Genomic DNA, 23,170 nt, shown 5'->3' with positions numbered 1-23,170 from the left:
ATTTTGTGTTGCGGCATATCTAGGAATTTTTCGCGCTCACTCAATGTTTGAACGTGGATAGCTTTCTCACCCGTCCACAAAGGCGTTCTTGTGTAACGCGATAAGCTCTTGAGGTATTTCGATTAATTGTGGCGTTTGCGTGTAGAGCACTCCCGCGCGGATCGTGCGCCCCGGGTAGATCGCCTCAAGCGCAAGGGCATAGGCCGCCATTTGCTTGAGGATACTGTCGGGAACGCTATCTGCAGTAGAGGTCGGTCGCCGTGCTGTCTTGAAATCGACTATCGTGATCGCATCATCTTTGATGAGTATCCGGTCAATAGTGCCTGCAATCACTTGCCCGGCTACCGTTGCCGCCATCGGGACTTCCGCGAGCGAGTCAGGTCCGAACACATCGGAAAATTCAGGCGTTTCGAGCACACGCAGGGCCAGATTACGCATCTCGTGTTGCGCGACCTCGTCAAACTCGCGCCCATTGCGCGCTAGCCATTTCGTCGCCAATCGGGCGCGATCATCCGCTGGCACATCCGGCAGGCGCTCTAGCAATGCATGGATCAGAACGCCGCGCTTCGCCGCATGCTGCACCTGATCCAACGGGAGCGGAGGATCGCTGCCATGGTCTTCCCCGGCCGAAGAAGGAGCCAAAGGACGCGGTGGCTTGGGCTCAGGTCCGATGGGTGTCTTGAGCCATTGAGGTACCGCAAACTCAATCTCGGCGATTGCGTTGGCGGTCTCAAGAACAGGCTTGGCGCGAGTCCCATATTCCCTGCGGCCAAGCCAGATATCGTCCTCAAGCACGACATCCCCCATCAGCGGGGTCAGCCGGGCGTACCAGCTGTCAGGATGCGGTTCTTTGGTCTTTGGGCCTAAAGAGCCGCCAATGAACAACGCCTCTTCCGCGCGGGTCATTGCTACATAGAGCAGTCGCCAATGCTCCTGAAGTTCCTTCGCCTTAGCCAACTCATGCGCTTCTTCCAGGCGCCCCTTCCGCTGCTCAGACTTGACGCCCGGCAACGGAATGCGGCGCACGTCATCGCTTGCGTCCAGTGAGGGCGCATTCTCTTCCAGCTCAAGTTCACGCACATCGCCGGGCTTGCTGGTCGCATCGGCCAAAATCACGATCGGCGCTTGTAGCCCTTTGGAACCATGCACTGTCATCACGCGGACCAGGTCGGGCGCACCATCGGGATCGCGTTTTAGCTCGCCCTCGCCCACGTCGAACCATTGGATGAAGCCGGCAAGACTGGGAGTATTGCCGCTTTCGTAGGCGAAGGCAGAATTCACCAGCTCGTTGATCGGGTCGTTGGCCTCTTGCCCAAGGCGCGAAACAAGCTTTCTGCGGGCTTGCCATGGCCCTACCAATATCCATTCGAGCAGAGCTTGAGGGGTTTCATAGTCAGCCAGAGCCAGAAGTTCGCGAAGCCGTTCGACCGTCGCATGCACAAAGGGGGCCTCATGGCCGCGTAAATGGTGCCAGAGACGCTTTTTCTTCTCGCGCGGCACATAGGCGAGAAGATCATCCTGGGACCAACCGATCAATGGGGACGACAGCAGATTGGCCAGCTCCAGATCATCCAACGGCTGTGATGCGAAACGCAGTGCCGACATCAGATCCTTGACCGCCAACGGCTCGCCCAGCCTCAACCTATCAACGCCAGCAACAGGAACTCCGCGGGCGTGGAGCCGCGCGACAATCAGGCCGGCCAGATCCTTGCGGCTGCGAACGAGCACCATGATATCGCCCGGGCGCACATTGCGATGCTCGCCCTTCTCCAAGGCAAAGGGTTCGCTTCCGTCGAGCCAGCGCTGCACCTGCCGCGCGATCCGTTCCGCATTCTTGCGATCGTGCTTTGCAAGCCAGCCTTCTTCTCCGCCTTCACGATCGTCGCTCTCGCCGGAATCCCGTGTGTCGTGCACCGGGTTCCACAATGTTACCATCCCGGCACGTGTTTGACCTTCATGATGCTTGTAATCGTCTTGCAGCCCCAATGCCGTCGGCCCGATTGCCTCAACCGCGCGGTCCACGAAATCAAGAACAGGATAACTGGTCCGGAATGACTGGCCCAGATCGAGGTCTTGCAACTCTCTCTGGCGCGAATTGTGCCGCGTCTCTGCTGCGTTCTGCACCGCGCTCAAGATCGATGCCTTCACGCGTTCCTTTGCCTTGCGGAAGTTCTCCGGACTTGTGCCTTGAAAGCCAAAGATCGCTTGCTTGTAATCGCCGACCGCGAAAATCGTGCGCAGCTTATCGCCCGATGCGCCGAGCCCGGAAAAATAATCATCGATCAGTGCATCGATGATTCTCCATTGTACTTCATTGGTGTCCTGCGCCTCGTCGACAAGGATATGATCGAAGCGTCGATCCAGTTTGAAGCGGATCCAGTCGGCTGCATCCTTTTGCCGAAGCAATGCGGCGGCTTTCTGGATCAGATCGTCAAAATCGAGCAGGCCTTCGCGCATCTTCGCCGCATCCCAGCGCAGGGCAAAAACACGCCCAAGCTCCAGTGCTGGTGCGAGGAATTCGGAAAGCTCCAGCAGTGATCTGCGCTCGTCGAATATGGCCAATGCTTCGGCTATCTCTTCCTGCCGACCGGGCAGAGAAGGATCCTCTTGCGCGGGCTTTTTCATTTGGCGCGGTGCGCCATTCGCCGTCAAAACGGTTTTGTAGAACTGATCGTACCGCTCTGCTCTTCCCGTAACGCCAAGAGGCAACCATTCACGGATAAAAGCGGCGGTTTCTGCCCCTGTCTTCGCACTCCAAGACTCCATCACAGGCAACATCGTCTGCAACTGGTGATCCGGAAACACATCCGGGGAAAGCGCATCTTGGGCCCACGCTTCATCCGCATCGCTTGGAATGCCCAGCAATTGCCTTACCTGCGGCGCCATTGGCGGCTGCCATGCGCCGGGCCCATACCAAAGCTCGTTCGAGTTTGCGCAGCGCATCAGCCATTTCTGCAGCGCATCCTGACCCTTGCTGAGAGTAAACTCCGCAACCGTTTTGAGCGTTGCGGTGTCATTATCGCGCTCGGCCGCGACCAGCATATCGGTCAGCACGTCTCGCGCCAGCAACACCCGTTCACGATCCTCTATCGGGCGCATTCCGGGCATCATCCCGGCCTCATTGGGGAAATTTGCAAGCAACCATTGCGAGAAAGCGTGGATGGTGTCGATACGCAGTCCGCCACCCGGACAATCGAGCACACTGGCAAACAACGTCCTTGCGCGATCACGTGTTTCCGGACTGTTCGAAGCCCCGATATGCTCAAGCTCTTTGCCAAGTTTCGCGCTGTCGATCCGCACCCAGCGTGCCAACACCGAATTGATCCGGTTTGCCATCTCCGCCGCGCCCGCTTTCGTGAACGTCAGACAAAGTATCTGCGAAGGATCAACATGGGGTTGCAGCAGCAGCCGCAAAACGCGCGCGGAAAGAACCTGGGTCTTTCCTGTGCCGGCAGAGGCGGACAGCCAGACGCTGTCCTCGGGTGCAACCGCCGCGCGCTGGTTGTACTTGAGGGGGAAGACTGCACCGCTCATGCCGACGCCTCCTCATAGTCATCGACCAAGTTGGCCTGCCACTCATCCAGACGCATCAATTGATCATAGTCATTGTAGCCCGGATAATCCGGGTTCAGCTTCGCAGTGAAAGGATTATCGCCTTTGACAAATTGAGTGATGGCTTTGCGCAGAAACTCTTCATGTTTGGGCAGGAACTCGGCGGGTTCAATGCCACTCCGTTTCTGTCCGTCCTTCCAAGGTGTAGACACAAATCCGAAATCGCCATCGTCCTTGGCCAGCGACCAATACTCGAAACGCGACGTGACACCACTGTATCCAGCAAAGTCGCCATCCCGTGCGATCAATCCCATCGTGCCCATCTGCAGGGCATAGCCTGCTTCAACTTGAGCGGCCGAAGGTGGCTTGCCTGTCTTGTAGTCAACAATCGCAAGTGAACCATCGTCCATCCGGTCAATCCGGTCAGCGCGCCCATAAACCCGCACGCCGTCAAATGTCATCGAGCCTTGGGCTTCAACCGCTACAATCGCCCGATCTTCCAGAACGGCGACCTCTCGCTCAACCCACTCAAGCCCGGCCAGCAGACGCGGCTGCCACAACCCGCGCAAGAGCGGGTGAATGTTAGCCTCATCCAGAACCTTCGCTACAATCCCGGCAATGCTGACGGTATTGCCGTTCAAATTTGCCTCATGCCAACGCTGAAGAATCGTATGCGCTTGCGTGCCTTGCCAGGCGAAATCACGCGACGGATCTGCATCCAGCGGATCAAGCTTGCGCAATGCCAGAATTTTGTCCGCATAGAACTGGTATGGATCACCCAGCAGCCGGTCGAGACCCGTTACATTGATTGCGACATTGCGCAGCTCCAACGACGGTTTCGGTTCGGGTCTCGGGTAGGCATCCCGTTCGCCAGCGTCGCGGTCGATCGCATCGACCAATTGCGCGACCTCGCTAAATTCATGCGCTTTCGCGTTTTCGCCCAGCAGCGCTTCGATACGCAGGAGAAAACGGGACGGGATCGTAGGCCCGTCCATGTCGCGTATAGCGCGGGTCAAAACGACGTCAGGCGCGCCCAGCGCACCCGCCAGATCATGCGCCGCTAGACCAATTCGGAATTCCGGGCCGGGCATTCCCAATGCGCGCAAAATAGCTGGCGCCAGCAGTGGATCAGGCGACGGAGCTTGCGGCCACGTCCCCTCATTCAAACCGCCACAAATCACCACATCAGCACGCGTCATGCGGGCTTCAAGCAAGCCGTAAATGGCTACGCGCGGATGGCCGCCATAAGGTGGGCGGACGGACACTTGCTCCATCGCATCGCGCAAAGCGGAGTGCAGCTCTTCCAGCGATATCTTTGTCCCCACGTCACGCGCATGGAGGCGCAGTTCTTCAACCAGCCGCGACAAAGCGCGCCCGTCTTCATTTCGCCAGACCGCTTCGCCTGCCATCGCTTCTGCAGTAGCGGACAACACATCTATGGTGTCCGCGAGCCCGATCAGGTCACTTTGCCCGGCAAGGTCGATAATCGGCTGCAGCAAGTTTTCCACCTCACTCCACCAATCTGCAACACCAGCGTCACTCGCGACCTTTCGCAGGCTTTCCAGCCCGGGTGCAGGCCGCGGCCCACGCAGCTTTCTTTCGAATGCGCGCAACGCCCTGAGCCAATCCGCGCGTGCATCATCTTGCTTCACCAGCGGGTGGCCAAGCGCGGCAATCAGCTGGACTGGCGCTAACTCCTCAACCGCAAGTTCCGCCAGTTGCAGCGCGAAGCGACCAGCAGGCGTGAGCGACAATGGCATGCCTGCGGTATCGTCCGCTTCGATGTTCCAGCGCGTCAAATGCTGCACCACGCGCCGCGCCAATGTGCGATCGGGTGTGACGACCGAAACGCGCTTCTCAGGCTGTTCCAAAGCTTCACGCACCAGAATGGCGATTGCTTGCGCCTCGTCCTCCGAAGTCGCGCAGGCAAGCGTCTTCACGCCCGAAAGCCTGCGTTTGTCAGCAGGCAAATCGACCCAGGCTTTGCTCGCTTCCGGTGGCAGGAATAGCGAGGAGATCGCGTGACTGCGCTCTGGCGGGGCCGCGCTCATGCCCTTGCGATGCCATTGCCGAACCTCTTCCCGCGCTACGCCCATCCGGTGCAGCAGGAGCTTCAAGTGATACTGCGGGTGCGTAGCCGCTTCACGCGCTGAGAATGGCAATTCGTCCGGCTCGGGCGAACGCCCTGCCCGACCCAGTTCATCCCAGCCATTATCTGGCATCGAAAGATCAAGATCGGGCAGAATAACGGCGCCGTTCGGCAAGTCCGCGATCCGGCGCAGCATCCGCGCCAGAGCTGGCGAAGCGCTTGTCACTCCGGCGGCCACAATGGGCGTTTCTGGTGGAGCATCTTTCCATCGCCGTGAAGCTTTATCGAACAGCATGTTGCGCCGTGTCGCCAGATCGACTTCGCCGCGTTCGTCCAATTCCGCCTGCCAAAGCGTTTGCACCAGCTTGAACAGTTTGGTGTTGCGCTGCCAATGTTCGGATAGCTCTGTATGCGCGCCCAGAACACGCTCACTAAGAAAGTCATTAAAGCTGATTTCCTCTGCGATCAGCCTATCCATGGTGCCTGCCAATTCGCGCGACATGCGGAGCAACGCCGCATCACCCGAAATGTGTTGCCCCTCGCGTTCCATGGCGGTGCGCAAATGGCTTGCTAGAACCAGCCATCGCCGCGTCGGATCAGCAGCCGCCGGGATGTCTGACGCACCCAAAGGATCGAGCAAGGCGCCCAGCGCTTCATTGAGGTCAAGATCGCCGATCATGACCATGCGCGGCATCAAGAGGCCGTTCGCATCGCCTTGCATTCCATAGTGACGGATGAAGGCTTCACTCACGCTGCGGGCGGTCCTGCTGGACGGCAAAAGCAAGGTCAGACGGGCAAGGCCCACGCCCTCCTCGCTATAGCGCGGGACAAGACCCGCCACGAGCGCATCCGCGAAACCGCGATGAGCGGCAATTGAATAGATACTTGGCTGTTTCGCTTCAGCCACGCTGCAGCGCTGCTTCTGTCGGCGCTATCGCTTCTGGCGTGCCGACTTCAAACCATTGTCCTGTGAAAGATGCCCCAAACAGGCGTCCTTCCTCGATCGCGCGGTTCCAGAGGAGGTTGGTTGAGAAAGCGCCCTCTGGCGCTTCACGCATCAAGCGATGCGAGACCAGCTGGATTCCCGTATAGATAAAGGGTGCAATGCGACCGCTGATGCGGCGGCGAAGGCGACCGAGCGGATCCATGTGGAAGTCACCCGCGCCACTGAAATTGACCGCGCGCGCATGCGGCACCACAAGCAGCAAAGCGTCCATCTCGTCCGGATTCCAGCGATTGGACAGGTCATGGAATGCGCTGCTCGGCCCATCCAGCCAGATATTGTCCGAATTGAGCGAAAAGAACGGATCGGGCAGCCGCGGCAATGCCTTCAACATGCCGCCACCCGTTTCGAGCAGCTCCTCACGTTCATCGGAGATAGTCACCGCAGGAGCAGCGCGCCCGACGATATGCGCTTCCAGCGCATCCGCGAGATAATGCACATTGACCACAGCTTTAGCGACCCCTGCATCTTCGAGCCGGTCCAGCGCATGATCGATCAGCGGTTTTCCAGCCACGCGCACCAGTGGCTTGGGCTGACTAGCGGTAAGCGGACGCATCCGCTTACCCATCCCGGCCGCCAAAATCATCGCAGTATCCGACGCCAGTTCGCTCATGCGATTGTCCCTCCGCCGCTGCGGCGAATTTCATCGGGAATGTTCGCATCAAACCAATCGGCAACGGGTGAAAGAGCCGGATGCAGAAGGTCGCGCTCCATCAACGCCCAAACACGCGGGATGTAATCGAGATATTTCGGCTTGCCATCCCGCTTGCATAACCGTGTGAAGATACCGACGATCTTGGTGTTCCGCTGCGCGCCGAGCACGGCATAGTCCGCCTCGAAATCTTCTCCCGCATGCGCAGCAGAAACGTATCGGTCCAGCATCGCGCGCTCTAACGCCGGCGCAACATCGCGGCGCGCATCCTGCAATAAAGAAACCAGATCGTAGGCGGGATGGCCCACCAAAGCGTCCTGGAAATCGATGAGGCCTTGCTCGCCCTCTGCACCGCCAGCCCCGTTCAGGATCATGATGTTCTCGGCGTGGTAATCCCGCAGAACAGTGACCCCCGGTTGCTGCCGCGCCAACACCGGTGAAAGAACCGCGTCCCAGGCTTTGATGAAGCCGGCTTCATCCACGTTCAAACCAGCCGCCGGGCAATACCATTCGGTCAACAGCCCAACTTCGCGTTGGTACACAGACATATCGTATGACTCGAGCGGGCCGGCTTTGTGCTGATGCAGCTTCACCAAAGTGTCTATCGCCTGCGCATAGATTGCGGTCTCTGTCTCTGGTCTCGCCTCGATCCATTCACGCATTCGATCGTTGCCAAAGTCCTCGATCAGCAACCACCCAGCATCCAGATCCTGCGCCAACAATTCGGGCGCGCGCATATCGTTATCGAGCAACCATTCGGCCACAAATACGAACGGTCTCGGGTCCTCGTGAGGCGGAGGTGCGTGCATCAACATTGCGGTATTTGCACCATTGCGCAGCCGGAAATAGCGCCTGAAAGACGCATCCCCCGGGATCGCCTCAATCGACGCTTCACCCCAACCCGCACCAGTGATGAAACCTTGCAAACCTTCAGGCAGAACAGTCATGGCAAACGGCTTAGCCACTCCCTGCCGCCTTGAACATTCGCACGGCGTGATTGGCCCACAATTTCCAGCTCGATCGCGAGGCAGGCTAGTTCATTCGAAAAACCACCAGCCTTTTCAGGCCATTCAGCGATCAACGCAGCACCTTCGCGATAGTCATCCAACCCAAGCTCGAGGACTTCGGCCGGGTTTTCCAAGCGATAGAAATCCGCATGGACGATTGGCGGTGATAGCGCATCATAAACCTCGATGATTGTGAAGGTTGGTGACGGAACCTCCCCCGTATGCCCCAAACCTGCGATGATGGCACGTGCCAGTGTCGTCTTCCCGGCGCCCAAATTGCCCGTGAGCGCAACGACATCACCGGCTTTCAGCTTGCGCGCAATCGCCTGGCCAAACTCGGTCATGGCCGGCAGATCAGGTAATTCACGAATCACGGCAGCATGATCAAGGCGGTGGTGCCAACGCCCTTCCTGCTTTCGAGTGTCAATTTGCCGCCGTGCGCTTCAACAAACTGGCGGGCCAGGGGAACGCCAAGCCCGTCGCGCCGCTCGACCTTGCCGTCTTCGGTCAGGCGCAATCCATCGAGTAAACGTGCCAACTCCTGTTTGCCCATTCCGGATCCATTGTCCGAAATCACAATCCGCGCGCCATCCTTCGTACGGGCAACGTCAACCAGGATTTTGCCGCCGCGATCTGTAGCTGCGATGGCATTGTCGAGCAGGTGACCAATCGCACGGCTCAATTGCCTGGGGTCAGCATCAATCGCACCGCCCGCATTTCCGCGCAGGTCCAGGCTAAGTCCCTTGTCGCTGATCGCCTGCTCTCGCTCACGCACAATGCCGGTCACAAAGGGGAGCAGTTCGAGCCGCTTCTTCGAAAGCGGCAACATGCCCGCTTCACCTTGCGAGAGATCAAGCACGTTCTCGACCTGATCGGTCAGGCGGTTGACCGAATCCAGAATGGCTTGAACGTATTCTTCCAACTGCGGACTGACGGGGCCAGCTGCACCGCTTTGAATCAACTCCGCAAAGCCGCCGATCGACGTGAGCGGAGTACGAAATTCATATGACATATTGGCCAGGAAGCTCGCTTTCACACGATCCGCCTCTTCCAGCGCTTGATTGCGCTCACGCAGCGCGGTCTCTGCCATTTGTGAATCCGTGATGTCGAGAACCGTCAACAGTCCATTGCCATCGGGCAAAGGCACACCCGCAAATTCAAGCGTTCGACCGCCCGCCAGCTCAACCCGCCCGCCTTTTTCCTTGCGGTCCAGTGTGGCAGACCGGATGATCTTGCCAATCGCATCCGCATGGGCAGACTTCTGCAGATTTGGCGCGATTGCTTCGATCAACTTGTCGGCAGAAGGGTGACCGTCAAGCGCTTCGGGTTCAATGCCCCAGATTCCCGCAAAGCTGCGGTTCCAAAGCTGAAGTGACCCATCTGGAGCGAACACAGCGATCGCCTCGAACAGGCTGTCGAGCATGGCCGTTCGCGTTCGCAGCAAGGTGTCGCGCGTGGCGGATTCGGCCAATTGCTCTGTGCGATCTTCGGCGAAAAGAACCAAGCCGCCATCCGGCATAGGTTGACCGACAATCCGAAGATGTTGCCCCGCACCGAGCGGCCAAGCCTCCTCCACCGCCTCGTTTAAGCTGAACCATTCGACCCGCTCGCGGCGCCAGGCGGGGAAATCTCGAACCTCTGGCGTGCGCCGTTTCTCTCGAGCATCGCTCAAGAAACGATCAAAGGGAATGTGATCGGATACGATTCCAAATGGCAGATCGAACAGCCGAATGAAGGGTTTGTTCGCAAAGGCCAATTTCTGATCGGCGTCAAACTGAGCAACCCCAACCGACAATTGATCCAGCATTGCACGTTGCGCTTGGCGGAATGCGCGGAATTTGCGGGCAATCTGCTCTGTTTCTTCGATATCAATCGCGTAGCCAGCAATGCCTTCGTCACCGACTGCAAGGTCGCTAACCCGCAAAAGCCTGCGCTGCCAATCAATTGTCGCAGGAGATTCCCGCTCAATCGTTTCACCGCTTGCAGCGGCTTCCTTCGCGTAATCTCGTGCTGACTTGCCTTGATGGGATTCCAACAATTCGATCTGTTTGCTGACCACTTCGTCGGCGCTTTGCGCTGCCACAGCGTCGACATAGGCCCGATTCACCAGCTTGATATTGGCATCTTTTCCCCGGAACCACATGGGAATCGGGGCCGCCTCAATCAAACCAACCAGAGCAGTGAAATCACTTTGCGCCCGCGAAACCTGTTCGCGCAATAGAGCCAATTCGCCCTCGCTCTCGGTAAAATCGAAAATCCACACCTGCGCCGCCCCGCCTGGCGCGACTTTGGGGTCTGCCGCACACCCACGGAATGCCAGGCTGCGCCCCGCGCCATCCAATTTGATCGACATGCGAAAAGGCGCGGCAGTTCTCTGTGTGACCTTGATAGCCTGGGTCAAATCTTCAAGCTGCGCAGTTGTGAGGCCAGCGCTCGCGCCGCCGTCGAGCTCGCTCAAGAACGATGGAGGTGAATCTAGGCCAAGCCACCCAGCAAGGCGTTCATGCACCTCTAACCTGCCATCGGCAAGGACCAGCATCGGGATGGCCGGGGCTTCTTCGAGCATGCCCGAGAGCCGCGCGCTTGAACGTTTCAGAACCTCAAATTTCTGGGACCTTTGCGCTGCTCTGATCATAAGCAACGCTGCGCCCACCGTCCAAGCGGCTAGCAGTAGCCCGATCATGGCCAAAGCGGTCGGCGAAAAGTCCATCGATCCCAGCTATGCGCGGGCTGCGGCGGATGCAACCGATCACTAAAGAAAAGCCCCCGCAAACACATCAGTTTGCGAGGGCTATCGTAGATTTTCGGACGAACCGAGCGCTTAGTAGCGATAGTGATCCGGCTTGAAAGGTCCTGCCTGTGGCACGCCAATGTAATCGGCCTGCTTCTGGCTCAGCTGAGTCAGCTGAACACCAAGCTTCTCTAAGTGTAGCGCTGCCACCTTCTCGTCCAAGTGTTTGGGCAGAACGTAGACTTCATTGTCGTACTCATCCGCCTTCGTGAACAATTCGATCTGCGCCAGCGTCTGGTTAGTGAAGCTGCTGCTCATGACGAAACTCGGGTGACCGGTCGCGCAGCCGAGGTTGACCAAGCGCCCCTTGGCAAGAACGAGGATCGAAGACCCGTCCGGGAAAGTCACAAGGTCGGTTCCTTCCTTGATTTCTTTCCATTTGTAATTGTCGAGCGCAGAAACCTGAATCTCGCTGTCGAAGTGGCCGATGTTGCACACGATTGCCATGTTTTTCATGGTTTCCATATGCTCGCCAGTGATCACGTCTTCGTTGCCGGTCGCCGTCACGAAGATATCAGCGCGTTTCACCGCTTCATCCATCGTCACAACTTCATAGCCATCCATCGCTGCCTGCAATGCACAGATCGGATCGATTTCTGTGACCATAACGCGCGCACCGCCATCGCGAAGTGACGCCGCTGAGCCCTTGCCAACGTCGCCATAGCCAGCAACGCAAGCGACCTTGCCAGCCAACATCACGTCAGTCGCACGGCGGATCGCGTCGACCAGCGATTCCTTACAGCCATAAAGGTTGTCGAATTTGGATTTGGTCACGCTGTCGTTCACATTGATCGCCGGGAACGGCAATTTGCCCTGCTTCGCGATCTGATAGAGCCTCATCACGCCGGTAGTGGTTTCTTCCGAGACGCCTTTGATGTTTTCAACCGACTTGGTCAGATAACCTGGCCGTGCAGCAACGAAAGCCTTGAGCGCGCGCTGGAATTCGATTTCCTCTGCATTGCCAGGTGCTGGCAATTCTTCGCCAGCCTCGATGCGGGCGCCCCAAAGCGCGAACATGGTGGCATCACCCCCATCATCAAGGATCATGTTCGCCGTCAGGTCAGCATGTGATTCGGTCGACCAATCAAAGATACGACCAACATAGTCCCAATAATCGGCCAAACTTTCACCCTTGATCGCAAACACGGGGATACCCTGCGCCGCAATGGCTGCCGCTGCGTGATCCTGAGTCGAGAAGATGTTGCAAGTTGCCCAGCGGACTTCCGCACCCAGTGCAATGAGAGTTTCGATCAGAACGGCCGTCTGGATGGTCATGTGCAGCGAACCGGTGATGCGTGCACCTTTCAACGGCTGGCTCTCTCCGTATTCCTCCCGCAATGCCATCAAGCCGGGCATTTCCGTTTCGGCGATCGCGATTTCGTCTCGACCATACTCGGCCAGCGCGATGTCTTTAATGATGTAATCTTGTGCAGCTTTTGCCACGGCCAAACTCCTGAAAATCAATCCAGCATCGCAGCCGATGCCAGTGCCAAAAATATGTCGGGGGCTCTAACGCCACGACTGCCCTAGGGCAAATATAAAAGATTCTTTATATCCTTCATTATTGCGGACGCGCAGCAAGCGCCTATATCGAGCGCAGTTAAACGGAATTTCGAAAGGATATTACGCGATGGCAATTTCGGTTGGTGACAAGCTTCCTGATGTAACTCTGGTCAAAGCGACCGAAAACGGGCCGGAGCAAGTCTCCTCGGCCGATTATTTCGCTGGCAAGAAAGTAGCTCTCTTCTCGGTTCCGGGCGCCTTCACACCCACCTGTTCAGCACGCCACCTTCCCGGTTATGTCGAGAAGGCCGCAGAGCTGAAGGCAAAGGGCATTGATGAAATCGCCGCGACCGCAGTGAACGATGCCTTTGTCATGGGCGCATGGAACAAGGCAGCTGGCAGCTATGACATCACGATGCTGGCAGACGGCAATGCCGAATTCGCGGAAGCGGTGGGCCTGACCATGGATGGTTCGGGCTTTGGTATGGGCAAGCGCGGTCAACGCTTTTCGATGATTGTCGAGGACGGCATTGTCAAAGAACTGAATGTCGAAGCGCCAGGCGACTTCTCGGTTTCGAGCGCGGAACACATGCTCGGCCAGCTCTGAGCTTTCCAACATATGTAAGCTTGAAGGGCGCCCAGTGCGGCGGCCTTTTTCGTTTCATTGAGGCGAATTGAACCGAATCAGACGCGCGATTCAGGCCGATACAATCAGTTCGCCGCAACTTGCGCTCGAAACACCCCCAATAGCTATCAGGCAAGCTGGGATCGTGTGAATGGCGCGATTATGGCTTCTCGTCACATTTTAAACGGGGGTTTGGCTCGCGCAAGCGGGTCAATTTCATATGGGTCGGCCGGTTTGTCCATAGATACAACATTGCAACCGGCTACGAATGAAGGAGTACACTGATGAAAGTCCACTCAAAGGGAACCAAAGCGATGCTCGCAATGTCGATTGTCGCAGCGCCCGCTTGGAGCGGAGCGGTTGCCCAAGACCAAACCGCGCCATCGGAAGAAGTCTTGACTACGGTTGTTGGCGTTGAAGGCCCGAAGATCGAAGGAATTATAGCCGCTCGCAATGAAGATCGTCTGCAAATCACAACGGCAGGCGGAACTACCACCACGGTTGCGGTAAACGACGAAACCCGCGTACGCGGAACTGGTGGCTTCCTTGGTCTGGGGCGCAAAAGCCTCGGCATCGATGCGCTGCTCAACGGCCTGCCTGTGACAGTTGAAACCTGGCAATCCGGCGCAACGCTTGTTGCCAGCGACATTCGTTTCAAGAACGATGATCTTAAAACCGCTGCGATGATCCGCAACGGAACCGCTCAACGCTTCGCAGCAAACGAGCAGGCGATCGGAGAGAATAAGGTCGGCGTTAAAGAGAATGCACGCGCAGCAGAGGCTCTTCGCGGCCGACTTGGCGACATTGATCAGTATAACATCAAGGGCGTGACTAATGTCTACTTCGCCTCTGGCCGCTACCAGCTGTCTGGCAAAGCTCGCGAAAAGCTGTGCGCCGCAGCCGCTGAAGCCGATGCGATCGAAAACTCACTGCTACTGGTGGTTGGATACACTGACTCAACTGGCAGCTATGAAGTAAACCAACGCCTGAGTGAGCAACGCGCAGGCCGCGTAGTTAACTACCTCCAACAGGAATGCTCGTGGAAGCCATTTCGCATGTTGACGCCAACTGGCATGGCCGCCTCTGATCCGACGGCCGACAACAGCACTGCCGCAGGTCGTTCAGAAAACCGCCGCGTTTCAGTCAACATTCTGGTGAGCAAAGCGCTCGACGGATTTGGAGACAGCTAAGTCAATCTGACTTTTAGTTTTGGAGAGGCGCCCGCCGAAATTCTCGGTGCGGCGCCGTTTATTTTGCCAATCAATATCTAGGCCAGTCTCGCAGCGATGCGCGCAAAACCAGGCTCGCAGCCCGATCAAGATTTTGAGACCAGCCACATCTTCACCATCGGCGCGGGCAAGATCGGCGGCCTGACCCAACTTTGCCTCGTAATCTACGCCGACATAGGGGGCGAATTCAGGCACGAATTCATAACGTAAGCGAAGGCCGGGTTCGATCTTGGTCAGACCCGCACTAATCTCTCGCTCCGGAATATCTTGCGCTGACATCTCGAGCTCGATTGGGTGTCGATCCCTGTTGCGCTTCTGATTGGCTCAATCGGTGCAATCAGCGTGTTCAAGGCGGTGTATATCGATAAGCGCGAACTGAAATGCGCCTGCGTAGGCGGAGACAGTAATGTGCCCTTGGGGTTTGTCTCACTGACCGAAAATCTGTTTATGATCAGCATGGCGCTGTGGATGTTGGTGAAGCCAAGCCTTGTCGGCTAAACGGTTATATCTGGCCCGGAGTGAAATCGAAGCCCTCTCCGTCCAATGCCTAGCATAGAGCATCGACGGCGCTCTTCAGGTCGTTGTCCTTACCAGTCGAACGCATTACCAAGTTCGCGACGGCTACATCAAGGGAACCGGATATCCCAATGATCCGAACAGGGTTTTGCTTGTCTCAACACAAACCCCGTCGCCGAAGAAATATATCTTCGACACGGTAAGCGCATTCGATATTCCGTGCGCTATGACTGCGGGCAAAAGCAGGAACGCACAGCCGCCTTAGAGACCCGTTGAACGAAGCTTCAGCTTGAGGCACGCCTACAGTGGAACGATTAGATGATAGAAGAAGCACAGCTGCGCTGAGATCTAGTAGCCCATCAGGCTCATCACTTCCTTGCGGCTGCGATGATCTTCGAGAAAGCAGCCCATCATGCGGCTGGTGAGCATTTCCACTTCGTGCACTTTAACACCGCGGCCCGTCATGCAAGCGTGCTCGGCCTCGATAACAACGGCTACACCGCGCGGTCCAAGGTTCTGCCAAATGCAATCGGCAACTTCAGCAGTCAGGCGCTCTTGCACCTGCAGGCGGTTGGCGAAACCATGAAGGACGCGCGCGAGTTTAGAGATGCCGACAACTTTCTTGTCGGGAATGTAGGCAATATGCGCCTTTCCCGTGATTGGCGCCATGTGATGTTCGCAATGCGACTGGAACGGAATGTCTTTCAGAAGAACAATCTCGTCATAACCGCCAACTTCTTCGAAGATGCGGCTGAGATGGACTGCGGGATCGCTCTGATAGCCTTGGCAGTATTCCAGCCAGGCCCTGCCCACCCGTTTGGGCGTGTCGACCAGGCCTTCTCTCTCTGGATTATCTCCGGCCCAGCGAATCAGTGTACGAATGGCTTCTTGCACATCTTCAGGAACGTCAGGCTTGTTCAAGGGATTCTCCGGATCAAACTCAGCGTTATCATGCACGCTCATATAGTTCATGGCTATGTCTTTCGCGTATGTCGTTCTTTCCTGACGCGCCATCTAAAACGGCCGGCGCGTCTTGACGGGTCTTTCAAACACGCACTTAGATTCACGAGTTAAGCCCGGAGAAAGAACAGCATCTGCCCGTGAATGTTCCAAAAACTCTGCAGATTCTACAAAAAAACCCACCCCCGAGGGGATGGGTTTTCTTGGCGCGCCAGGAAGGATTCGAACCTCCGGCCGCCTGATTCGTAGTCAGGTACTCTATCCAGCTGAGCTACTGGCGCGCGAGAGGGCCGGCACATAAGGGGGCTTTACCGCCTTTGCAATCCCTTATCGGCCAATTCTTCAAACAGTTTTTCCGCTAGCACTACGTCAAGCGGTGGCTTGTCGAGCTTGTTAATCTCATCAGGCGTAAACCAACCGATTGACCCGCCTTCCAATGCCTGCGGCTCCCCCACCCAATACCGGCAAGTGTATAGCGCGATGACAATCTTTTCACCTCCGGTCGGCGAAGCATGTCTCGCTTCAGCAATCGAGCTATGCGAGTCGAGGACGGCTTTGATCCCGAGCTCTTCGTGAAGCTCGCGAATCAAGGCTTCGTTCTGATTTTCATATACTTCCGCTTTGCCACCAGGAAATTCCCACAGTCCACCATGCTGTTTGTGCAGGGGCCTCTTGTGCATCAGCCAGAGGCCATCTTGGCGCTGCAGAGCGCCAGCCACCACACGCATGAATGTCGGATTTTTTTCCAAACTTCGGTTCCCCCTCAACACATTTTTAACACCCTGAGGCGCAGAAGGCTCTCATCACGACGTAAAAACAGGTTTTGTCTATGAAATTACCGACTTTCGTTAAGCGTATCGGGAGCGACAATTCCGGGGTAACCGCCGTCGAATACGGCCTGATCGCAAGTTTAATCGTTATTGCATCCATGGGAGCATTTGGTTCGGTTGCGGACGAGAATGCCCGGATGTGGAACACGGTTAAAACCGTGATGGTCGAGGTGGGATCAAGGTAAATATTTTGAAAGCATCCGATTTAGGATTTTTCAATAACTGCGGATTACACCTTTGTCAGTTCGGTCGGAATACTCGATCGGACACGGGTACCGAAGACTGAACTAGGGGACGACTAATGACTTTCTTCAACAAGCTTCTCAAAAACGAGCAAGGCGCGACTGCAATTGAATACGGCCTAATCGCTGCACTGATCGCAGTTGCTGCTATCACTGCAATGGGCGCTTTAGGTGACCAGTTGGACAACACCTTCACTGACGTTTCGACCAAATTGGCAAACGCCTAATTTTCGAACGGCATCGCCGAAAAGCGAAGCGGCGGGGGTTTCCCCGCCGCTTTTCTTTTGTGCGCAGTAAATTCCTCGGACTCTGCGCCCTGCTGGGCCTCTTACTGCGTAATCGGGGTCGAGGCGCTGGGAATGCTGCCCCCGCCCATACAACCGGTGAGCGCCAGACTGAGCGAAGCCGCCGTTGTCAGTGCCAATGCCTTGCGCGAAAAAGCCATGAATTCTCTCCGTTTTTCAGCGTCTGCGCCCCACCACGCGCTTTGGAAAACACGCGCAGCATCGCGCATCGCAGCCTTCGCTGCAAGGGCGATCAACGGCAATTTGAAACGATCTAACTTGCGCCGATCTGCAGGAAGCGTTCTTCGCGCATCTGCCGGATCTGGTCCGATGGCATCTTGCCAAGCTTCTCAAGCTCTTCAGCAATCGCATTGCCCAGGCTCCGCGCCATCGCTTCAGGCGCGCGGTGCGCGCCGCCAACAGGTTCTTTCACGATCCGGTCAATAATCTTCAAGCGCTTCAGATGTTGCGCAGTGACGCGCATAGCTTCGGCTGCGTCAGGTGCTTTCTCAGCGGTACGCCAAAGGATTGATGCACACCCTTCAGGAGAGATTACCGAATATACCGCGTGTTCAAGCATTAGCACACGCTCCGCACTCGCCAAAGCGACTGCGCCGCCAGAACCGCCCTCACCTACGATCGTCGCCACCATCGGTGTCGGCAATGCCAGACATGCCTCCGTCGAGCGTGCGATCGCTTCTGCCTGGCCCCGTTCCTCGGCCTCAACGCCGGGAAATGCACCCGAAGTATCCACCAGCGTGACCACCGGCAGATCGAACCGGCCAGCCAGTTCCATCAAGCGGATTGCCTTGCGATAGCCCTCTGGCTTGCCCATGCCGAAATTGTGTTTGAGGCGCGTCTCGGTATCGTGGCCTTTCTCATGGCCGATCAAAACAACGCGCTTACCCTTTAGCCGGGCAAATCCGCCCTGAATCGCTTCATCATTGCCGTAATAACGATCACCGCCCAATGGCACGAATTCGTCAAAGGCGTGTTTGATGTAATCGCGCAAATGCGGCCGCTGCGGGTGCCGTGCAACCTGCGTCTTTTGCCAAGGGGTTAGCGAGGCATAAGTGCTCGCCAGAAGTTCCTTGCTTTTTTGTTCGAGCCGCTTGAGCTCCGCGCCGACATTGACCTCGTCATTGTCAGCAGCGGCGCGCAGTTCTGCGATCCGCTCTTCGAGCTTGGAAATCGGCTTCTCGAATTCGAGATATGAAATCATGCGGCAGCGCTAGTCTTATGTTGCGTTTCGGGCAAGAGGATGTCGCGCATTTACCAGCGCAACCAAGCGCGCAGCATCGACATGGGTGTAAATTTGCGTTGTGGAAATATCCGCATGTCCAAGCAGAGTTTGTAGCACGCGCAGGTCCGCACCACCTTCCAGCAGATGCGTTGCGAAGGCATGGCGCAACACGTGCGGACTGACCGATCCGGGATCGATATCGGCCCGCAAAGCCAGTTCTTTCAACATCTGGTATAGGCGCACACGGGTCAAATGCTTGGCGCGCGACGGGAACAGGAATCGCGCAGCTGGCCCAGAGGGCGCCCCTCGAACCGCCATCCAAAGCGCGATTGCCTCTTTGGCGCGCTCGCTCACCGGAACCATCCGGGCTTGCCCGCCCTTGCCCATCACCGTCAGCAAGGGGGCATCGCGAGGGACCGAGGAGACAGGAAGCGAAACGAGTTCACTTGCGCGCAATCCCGAACCGTAAAGCAATTCCAGCAAGGCCAATTGACGAACCGCCGCCGGTTTGCCGCTGCCCGTCTCCAATTCCGCTCGATTGAAAAGTTTGTCGACGTCATCATGCGAGAGAATCTTGGGCAAGGGTCGCCGCGCACGCGGCTTGGGAAGCGCATTCGAGGGATCGTCTCCCCGCCAGCCTTCATCCACTGCAAAACCGAAGAATTGTCGTAGCGCCGAGCTTTTGCGCGCCACTGTAGAAGGTGCCAGCCCAGACCATGCTGCGGCCAGTTTCTGTACATCTGCGCGCGATGCCTTAGCTAGGTCTCCGATCAGGTCCTCCGAGCCCTGCAAGTCGCGTCGATACGCCGCCAGCGTGTTGATCGCTGCCCCGCGTTCGGCTGCCAACATGTCGAGAAAGGCTTCGCTGGCCGCGCTCATGGTCTAAACGCGCGCGATCGCCTCCACAGCGATCATTCTGGCTTCCGCCTCCAGACCGACCCGGCGCAGAGAGGAAACTATGAAGTAGAGATGACGCGGTGTCATGCGATCCCATCCCTCGCCCTGCATTCCCAACCCTGCGAGCAATGCGACCAATGCCGCGTTATTAACGTCTGCCGCGCGTGTGATGGCGCGTGACCAACGGCTTTGGCGGACTAGGTCTGCCTCCGTTCGGCTGGTAAAGTCACTGAGATCTCTAGGGGCAACCCGTTCCAGCCCGGCCAATCCCGCCAGCAGAAACTGCGAACGGCGGTAATCTGCGCTGCTATCACCATCAATGAAGCTATCGATCGCTTCGCGAGGCTCAATTCGGCCAACGGCGTTGCGCCCCACCGCGATCAGCGCCCATGCATCGCTTCCTTGCTCGACGGCCTCAGACCAGGCTGCCGCATCGCGGTCCAGACCAGCAGTCAGCATGGACGCGATCAGAGCCGGTGCATGTTCCGCCAAATCGGGTGACGCGGGAATCCTCGCGGCTGCATAAGCTGTCAGGACCAAGCGACCATAGTCAAGAGAATCCCCATTCCCCCAGACCGACTGCATTGCCGAGACGCGTTCGGGCGCTGTGTTCGCGACGTAAGCTTCTCGCAACAGAGTGGCGCGGTCGGCGGCTTCGCCTGTAATATTCTCATTCGCATAGATTTGGCTGTAGAGATCAATCGCGGCCTGCGAAGAGAATATACCTTCACGTGCTGCTCGATCCGCGCCAATCGCCCGCTGTTGCAAGGAAAGTGTCGGCGTTACCGCCCAAACCCGCTCGTAATAGGGTTCCACATTTGCTCGAAGTGATTCGGGAATTTCCTCTCCAACAGCGTTTGCTATCGCAAATCGCCACGGATTGATCCCGTCCACGCCGTCCCACTCGACATCAACTGCTCTGCGGCCCCGCCCGGCAGCCCCAGCCAACCGTTGAGCCAGCAAGACATCAATACCAGGGGCAATTTCGTCGCGCAGCGCACGATCGAGCTGACGCCCGCCCAATACACCCTCGCCCGCATAGGAATTGCAGATTGCACCAAGCATGCGCCATTGTGGGTCTTCGCGCTCGGAACCGACCAATCGAACAACCGGACAGGTACCGATCAGGTCGGTCGTCGCTATGTAGGCTTCGAGCCCGGCGTCAACGAGCGCCGTATTCCAATTGCCCGTGTCGATATCCTGCAGCAGCGATCGTGCAGCATGATATTCGCCCATATTGTTGAGCGCCTGAACCCGAAGAGCGGCGAATTCGACCGGACTCATGCCTTCGGGAGCCTGCAGCCTGCTCGCCAAAGCCCGGCGCAGCAGAACATGGCCCCAGCGCGAGACGACTGGCCGTTCAAGCCCGCGAAGCGCAGCCTGAACCAATACAGCTGGTTGCCGCGCCAACGAGGCGGAGGGAAACCCGCCTTCCTGTGAAGAAATCACTCCGACCCGCGTCATCGCACGCCGTGCCGCCGGCGGAATGTCGTAACTGGGGCTTAGACCAAGTAGATCGTCCAGCTCGTCTGGCGACATTTCTTCCAATTCCTCAAGCGTGGGAATGGTCGAAAAATCGAACTGAGAGAGGTCGCGCAAAGGATCGCCCGCACCCGGTATCGGCTGCACGGTTGGCGCACCCGGTTCCTGCGGCTGCCCCGGTACAGGAGCGGTTGGCGCGGCTGGAGCGGTGGGTGCAGGTGTCGGCCTTGGTTCCGGATCGTCAAAGCCAGGCGGCAGCAAAGATTCCGGCGCGTCTTGCGCCGCAACGAAACTGGCGCTGAGCGCAATTGCAGCCACGCCTGCACAAATCCATGTCTTGCGGGTCATTGTTCGGCCAACTCCGGAATGGCAATTTCCTGCGAGATCGGGTGCAATGCCTCTTCTCCGCCATCGAACCAAGCCAGGCAAAGGATCCCGACCAAAGCGGCAACCGCCAGCCAAATTCGCTTGGCGCGCGGCTCGCGCTTTTGCGAAGTCACACCAACCGAGTCATCCATGGAAAGAATTGTGCTGCGTCTGCTTACCATATTGCATGGCCGATAGCCGATCTATAGGCCGCTCTGCAATGACTGACGCACAGCCTACCCTCAATGAAGAGCGGATTGCCGGAATCATCAAGCGGCTGGACCGGCCAATCGCATTGGTCGGGCTGATGGGCGTGGGCAAGTCGACCATCGGAAGGCGGCTGGCCAATGCGTTGGGCCGCCCGTTTGTCGATGCGGACGACGCGATAGAGGATGCCGCCCAGCACAAGATTTCAGAAATCTTTGAACAATTCGGTGAGGACTATTTTCGCGACGGAGAACGGCGTGTGATTGCCCGGCTCATCGAAGAACACGACGGCGTTATCGCGACGGGCGGCGGCGCATTCGTAAACGACGATACACGCGCCTTGATTCTGGAACAGGCAATTGCGGTTTGGATTGACTGCGACATCGATACCTTGGTCGAGCGCACAGCGCGCAAGAACACCCGCCCACTGCTCAAAACCGGCGACCCGCGTGAGATACTCGGCAATCTCTACGAAAAGCGCAAAGGCTTCTATTCGCAGGCACAAATCCATGTCATGAGCGACGCCGGTCCGCACGATTACACTGTGACGAAAATTCTGGAGGCGCTCGACTCATGGCTGTGATCCCGGTCCAACTAGCTGGTCGAAGTTATGAAGTGCTGGTCGATCACGGCTTGCTTGACGATGCCGCAAATGTTGGCGCAGCATTTTTGCGCAAGGAAACTGTCCCGATTGTCGCCGATACCAATGCGAAGGCGCACCATGGCAAACGTCTTGAAGCTGCCCTGGCTACGGCAGGCCACAAAGCCACATGGTTTGAGGTAGCATCCGGAGAAGCCTCAAAAAGCTGGCAAGGCCTCCAGGAACTAACCGACTGGCTGCTTGCGCAAGGGGTAGAGCGCGGCGATCATGTGTTTGCGCTGGGCGGCGGCGTGGTTGGCGATCTGACCGGATTTGCCTGCGCAATCCTGAAGCGTGGCTGCGGCTTCGTGCAAATCCCCACCACCTTGCTCGCTCAGGTTGATTCGAGCGTAGGCGGGAAGACCGCAATCAACACAAATGCGGGCAAGAATTTGATCGGGGCATTCCATCAGCCCGCGCTCGTGCTGATCGACCCGGCCACACTCGACACATTGCCGGATCGCGAGATGCGCGCGGGCTATGCCGAAGTGATCAAATACGGCGTTCTGGGGGACCGCGAATTCTTCGATTGGCTCGCCGAAAATGGCAAGAAAGTAGTCGCCCGCGATCCAGGCGCACTTGTCCATGCGATTTCGACCAGCGTAGCGGCCAAAGCGCGGATTGTCGCAGAGGACGAGCGCGAGACCAGCGGCGCGCGCGCGTTGCTGAATCTGGGTCACACGTTTGGACATGCGCTTGAAGCGGAAACGGGTTTTTCCGACAGATTGCTTCATGGTGAGGGTGTCGCACTCGGTATGGTACTCGCCGCCCGGTACTCGGCGCGGCGCGGACTAATCAGCGTTGAGGACGCCGCATTGGTTGCCAGCGCTATCGAGGCATCCGGCCTTCCGTCGGAGATTTCGCAGCTCGGACTCGATTGCGATGGCTCCAAACTGGCGGATCACATGTTGCACGACAAGAAGATGGACGCGGGCACTTTGCCATTCATTTTGCTGCGCGGCATCGGTGCAGCATATCTGGCAAAGGACGTAGCTCTGGATGACGTTGCAAGCTTCCTCGACGAGCAGCTTCAATAGGGCTAGATCAGCGAC

At 57.4% G+C, this 23,170-nt stretch carries 20 protein-coding genes, 1 tRNA gene and 1 pseudogene; 7 read left to right on the top strand and 15 right to left on the bottom strand.

Features of this window, described 5'->3' with window-relative positions; genetic code table 11:
* Positions 1-66 precede the first annotated feature (66 nt).
* The 7 genes from addA to ahcY form a co-directional block, all read right to left on the bottom strand.
* Positions 67-3,534: a double-strand break repair helicase AddA gene (gene addA / locus QZ487_RS09995; RefSeq protein ID WP_296024784.1), complete on the bottom strand. Its 3,468-nt coding sequence runs from the start codon at positions 3,532-3,534 to the stop codon at positions 67-69.
* Positions 3,531-6,548: a PD-(D/E)XK nuclease family protein gene (locus QZ487_RS09990; RefSeq protein WP_296024780.1), complete on the bottom strand. Its 3,018-nt coding sequence runs from the start codon at positions 6,546-6,548 to the stop codon at positions 3,531-3,533. Before QZ487_RS09990 ends, addA begins: the two co-directional genes overlap by 4 nt.
* Positions 6,541-7,257 (bottom strand): nucleotidyltransferase family protein, encoded by a 717-nt coding sequence (locus tag QZ487_RS09985; protein ID WP_285975362.1) that lies wholly within the window; start codon positions 7,255-7,257, stop codon positions 6,541-6,543. The genes QZ487_RS09990 and QZ487_RS09985 overlap by 8 nt, the downstream gene beginning before the upstream one ends.
* Positions 7,254-8,243, bottom strand: a complete 990-nt coding sequence (locus tag QZ487_RS09980; RefSeq protein WP_285976991.1) for a phosphotransferase — start codon at positions 8,241-8,243, stop codon at positions 7,254-7,256. The genes QZ487_RS09985 and QZ487_RS09980 overlap by 4 nt, the downstream gene beginning before the upstream one ends.
* A complete protein-coding gene (gene tsaE, locus QZ487_RS09975; RefSeq protein WP_296024778.1) occupies positions 8,240-8,677 on the bottom strand; it encodes a tRNA (adenosine(37)-N6)-threonylcarbamoyltransferase complex ATPase subunit type 1 TsaE in 438 nt (145 codons plus the stop codon). Before tsaE ends, QZ487_RS09980 begins: the two co-directional genes overlap by 4 nt.
* Positions 8,674-11,013 (bottom strand): PAS-domain containing protein, encoded by a 2,340-nt coding sequence (locus QZ487_RS09970; protein ID WP_296024775.1) that lies wholly within the window; start codon positions 11,011-11,013, stop codon positions 8,674-8,676. Before QZ487_RS09970 ends, tsaE begins: the two co-directional genes overlap by 4 nt.
* A gap of 111 nt (positions 11,014-11,124) precedes the next feature.
* Positions 11,125-12,543 carry an adenosylhomocysteinase gene (gene ahcY, locus QZ487_RS09965; RefSeq protein ID WP_296024772.1) on the bottom strand — a complete coding sequence of 473 codons (1,419 nt, stop codon included), beginning with the start codon at positions 12,541-12,543 and terminating at the stop codon, positions 11,125-11,127.
* 181 nt (positions 12,544-12,724) lie between these two features.
* Between ahcY and QZ487_RS09960 the strand changes: the two genes are divergently transcribed.
* Both QZ487_RS09960 and QZ487_RS09955 read left to right on the top strand, forming a co-directional pair.
* A complete protein-coding gene (locus tag QZ487_RS09960) occupies positions 12,725-13,204 on the top strand; it encodes a peroxiredoxin (protein ID WP_285975366.1) in 480 nt (159 codons plus the stop codon).
* 302 nt (positions 13,205-13,506) lie between these two features.
* Complete coding sequence (locus QZ487_RS09955; RefSeq protein WP_296024768.1) at positions 13,507-14,412, top strand: OmpA family protein; 906 nt, start codon at positions 13,507-13,509, stop codon at positions 14,410-14,412.
* Here the strand turns inward: QZ487_RS09955 and QZ487_RS11510 are convergent.
* Positions 14,362-14,730: a copper resistance protein B gene (locus tag QZ487_RS11510; RefSeq protein ID WP_367114452.1), complete on the bottom strand. Its 369-nt coding sequence runs from the start codon at positions 14,728-14,730 to the stop codon at positions 14,362-14,364. The two genes, QZ487_RS09955 and QZ487_RS11510, sit on opposite strands and share 51 nt — an antisense overlap.
* 12 nt (positions 14,731-14,742) lie before the next feature.
* On the opposite strand from QZ487_RS11510, the pseudogene QZ487_RS09945 reads away from it, so the two are divergent.
* Positions 14,743-14,949, top strand: a pseudogene (locus QZ487_RS09945) (glutaredoxin); the annotation flags it as partial.
* Between the two features lie 366 nt (positions 14,950-15,315).
* Here QZ487_RS09945 and folE read toward each other — a convergent pair.
* The 3 genes from folE to QZ487_RS09930 all read right to left on the bottom strand — a co-directional run bounded on the left by folE (position 15,316) and on the right by QZ487_RS09930 (position 16,676).
* Entirely contained in the window at positions 15,316-15,930 is a 615-nt protein-coding gene (gene folE / locus QZ487_RS09940) for a GTP cyclohydrolase I FolE (RefSeq protein WP_285976993.1), read from the bottom strand.
* Positions 15,931-16,131: 201 nt separating this feature from the next.
* Positions 16,132-16,208: transfer RNA gene (locus QZ487_RS09935), tRNA-Arg, on the bottom strand.
* A gap of 27 nt (positions 16,209-16,235) precedes the next feature.
* The gene (locus QZ487_RS09930) at positions 16,236-16,676 is read right to left on the bottom strand and encodes a (deoxy)nucleoside triphosphate pyrophosphohydrolase (RefSeq protein ID WP_296024766.1); all 441 of its coding nucleotides are present in this window, start codon (positions 16,674-16,676) and stop codon (positions 16,236-16,238) included.
* A gap of 80 nt (positions 16,677-16,756) precedes the next feature.
* On the opposite strand from QZ487_RS09930, the gene QZ487_RS09925 reads away from it, so the two are divergent.
* Together QZ487_RS09925 and QZ487_RS09920 are read left to right on the top strand one after the other, a co-directional pair.
* Complete coding sequence (locus QZ487_RS09925) at positions 16,757-16,942, top strand: Flp family type IVb pilin (RefSeq protein ID WP_296024763.1); 186 nt, start codon at positions 16,757-16,759, stop codon at positions 16,940-16,942.
* 116 nt (positions 16,943-17,058) lie between these two features.
* Positions 17,059-17,226: a Flp family type IVb pilin gene (locus QZ487_RS09920; protein WP_285975371.1), complete on the top strand. Its 168-nt coding sequence runs from the start codon at positions 17,059-17,061 to the stop codon at positions 17,224-17,226.
* A gap of 331 nt (positions 17,227-17,557) precedes the next feature.
* Here the strand turns inward: QZ487_RS09920 and QZ487_RS09915 are convergent, their stop codons facing one another.
* From QZ487_RS09915 to QZ487_RS09900, 4 genes are read right to left on the bottom strand one after another with little or no spacing between them, the layout of a single operon-like run.
* Positions 17,558-18,505: an acetyl-CoA carboxylase carboxyltransferase subunit alpha gene (locus QZ487_RS09915; protein WP_296024757.1), complete on the bottom strand. Its 948-nt coding sequence runs from the start codon at positions 18,503-18,505 to the stop codon at positions 17,558-17,560.
* Between the two features lie 15 nt (positions 18,506-18,520).
* Positions 18,521-19,405, bottom strand: coding sequence for a tyrosine recombinase (locus QZ487_RS09910; protein WP_296024755.1), 885 nt, complete (start codon positions 19,403-19,405; stop codon positions 18,521-18,523).
* 3 nt (positions 19,406-19,408) lie between these two features.
* On the bottom strand, positions 19,409-21,253 hold the full coding sequence (locus QZ487_RS09905; RefSeq protein WP_296024752.1) for a hypothetical protein: 1,845 nt from the start codon (positions 21,251-21,253) through the stop codon (positions 19,409-19,411).
* Complete coding sequence (locus QZ487_RS09900; RefSeq protein WP_285975375.1) at positions 21,250-21,423, bottom strand: hypothetical protein; 174 nt, start codon at positions 21,421-21,423, stop codon at positions 21,250-21,252. The genes QZ487_RS09905 and QZ487_RS09900 overlap by 4 nt, the downstream gene beginning before the upstream one ends.
* Positions 21,424-21,491: 68 nt before the next feature.
* Here QZ487_RS09900 and QZ487_RS09895 point away from each other — a divergent pair, with 68 nt between their 5' ends.
* Both QZ487_RS09895 and aroB read left to right on the top strand, forming a co-directional pair.
* Entirely contained in the window at positions 21,492-22,061 is a 570-nt protein-coding gene (locus tag QZ487_RS09895; RefSeq protein ID WP_296024751.1) for a shikimate kinase, read from the top strand.
* The gene (gene aroB, locus QZ487_RS09890) at positions 22,052-23,155 is read left to right on the top strand and encodes a 3-dehydroquinate synthase (protein ID WP_296024748.1); all 1,104 of its coding nucleotides are present in this window, start codon (positions 22,052-22,054) and stop codon (positions 23,153-23,155) included. The genes QZ487_RS09895 and aroB overlap by 10 nt, the downstream gene beginning before the upstream one ends.
* Positions 23,156-23,170: the final 15 nt, after the last annotated feature.

The sequence above is a fragment of the uncultured Altererythrobacter sp. genome (genome assembly GCF_913057185.1).
Classification (GTDB): Bacteria; Pseudomonadota; Alphaproteobacteria; order Sphingomonadales; family Sphingomonadaceae; genus Erythrobacter; species Erythrobacter rubellus.
This window is presented reverse-complemented; position numbering and strand designations above follow the sequence as displayed.

Excerpts from the sequence above, each read along its gene's own strand:
- aroB (WP_296024748.1), top strand. The coding sequence starts at position 22,052 with ATGGCTGTGATCCCGGTCCAACTAGCTGGTCGAAGTTATGAAGTGCTG.
- QZ487_RS09960 (WP_285975366.1), top strand. The coding sequence starts at position 12,725 with ATGGCAATTTCGGTTGGTGACAAGCTTCCTGATGTAACTCTGGTCAAA.
- QZ487_RS09920 (WP_285975371.1), top strand. The coding sequence starts at position 17,059 with ATGACTTTCTTCAACAAGCTTCTCAAAAACGAGCAAGGCGCGACTGCA.
- QZ487_RS09905 (WP_296024752.1), bottom strand. The coding sequence starts at position 21,253 with ATGACCCGCAAGACATGGATTTGTGCAGGCGTGGCTGCAATTGCGCTC.
- QZ487_RS09895 (WP_296024751.1), top strand. The coding sequence starts at position 21,492 with ATGACTGACGCACAGCCTACCCTCAATGAAGAGCGGATTGCCGGAATC.
- addA (WP_296024784.1), bottom strand. The coding sequence starts at position 3,534 with ATGAGCGGTGCAGTCTTCCCCCTCAAGTACAACCAGCGCGCGGCGGTT.
- QZ487_RS09900 (WP_285975375.1), bottom strand. The coding sequence starts at position 21,423 with ATGGATGACTCGGTTGGTGTGACTTCGCAAAAGCGCGAGCCGCGCGCC.
- QZ487_RS09925 (WP_296024763.1), top strand. The coding sequence starts at position 16,757 with ATGAAATTACCGACTTTCGTTAAGCGTATCGGGAGCGACAATTCCGGG.
- QZ487_RS09980 (WP_285976991.1), bottom strand. The coding sequence starts at position 8,243 with ATGACTGTTCTGCCTGAAGGTTTGCAAGGTTTCATCACTGGTGCGGGT.
- QZ487_RS09915 (WP_296024757.1), bottom strand. The coding sequence starts at position 18,505 with ATGATTTCATATCTCGAATTCGAGAAGCCGATTTCCAAGCTCGAAGAG.
- QZ487_RS11510 (WP_367114452.1), bottom strand. The coding sequence starts at position 14,730 with ATGTCAGCGCAAGATATTCCGGAGCGAGAGATTAGTGCGGGTCTGACC.
- folE (WP_285976993.1), bottom strand. The coding sequence starts at position 15,930 with ATGAGCGTGCATGATAACGCTGAGTTTGATCCGGAGAATCCCTTGAAC.
- QZ487_RS09910 (WP_296024755.1), bottom strand. The coding sequence starts at position 19,405 with ATGAGCGCGGCCAGCGAAGCCTTTCTCGACATGTTGGCAGCCGAACGC.
- QZ487_RS09985 (WP_285975362.1), bottom strand. The coding sequence starts at position 7,257 with ATGAGCGAACTGGCGTCGGATACTGCGATGATTTTGGCGGCCGGGATG.
- QZ487_RS09955 (WP_296024768.1), top strand. The coding sequence starts at position 13,507 with ATGAAAGTCCACTCAAAGGGAACCAAAGCGATGCTCGCAATGTCGATT.
- QZ487_RS09970 (WP_296024775.1), bottom strand. The coding sequence starts at position 11,013 with ATGGACTTTTCGCCGACCGCTTTGGCCATGATCGGGCTACTGCTAGCC.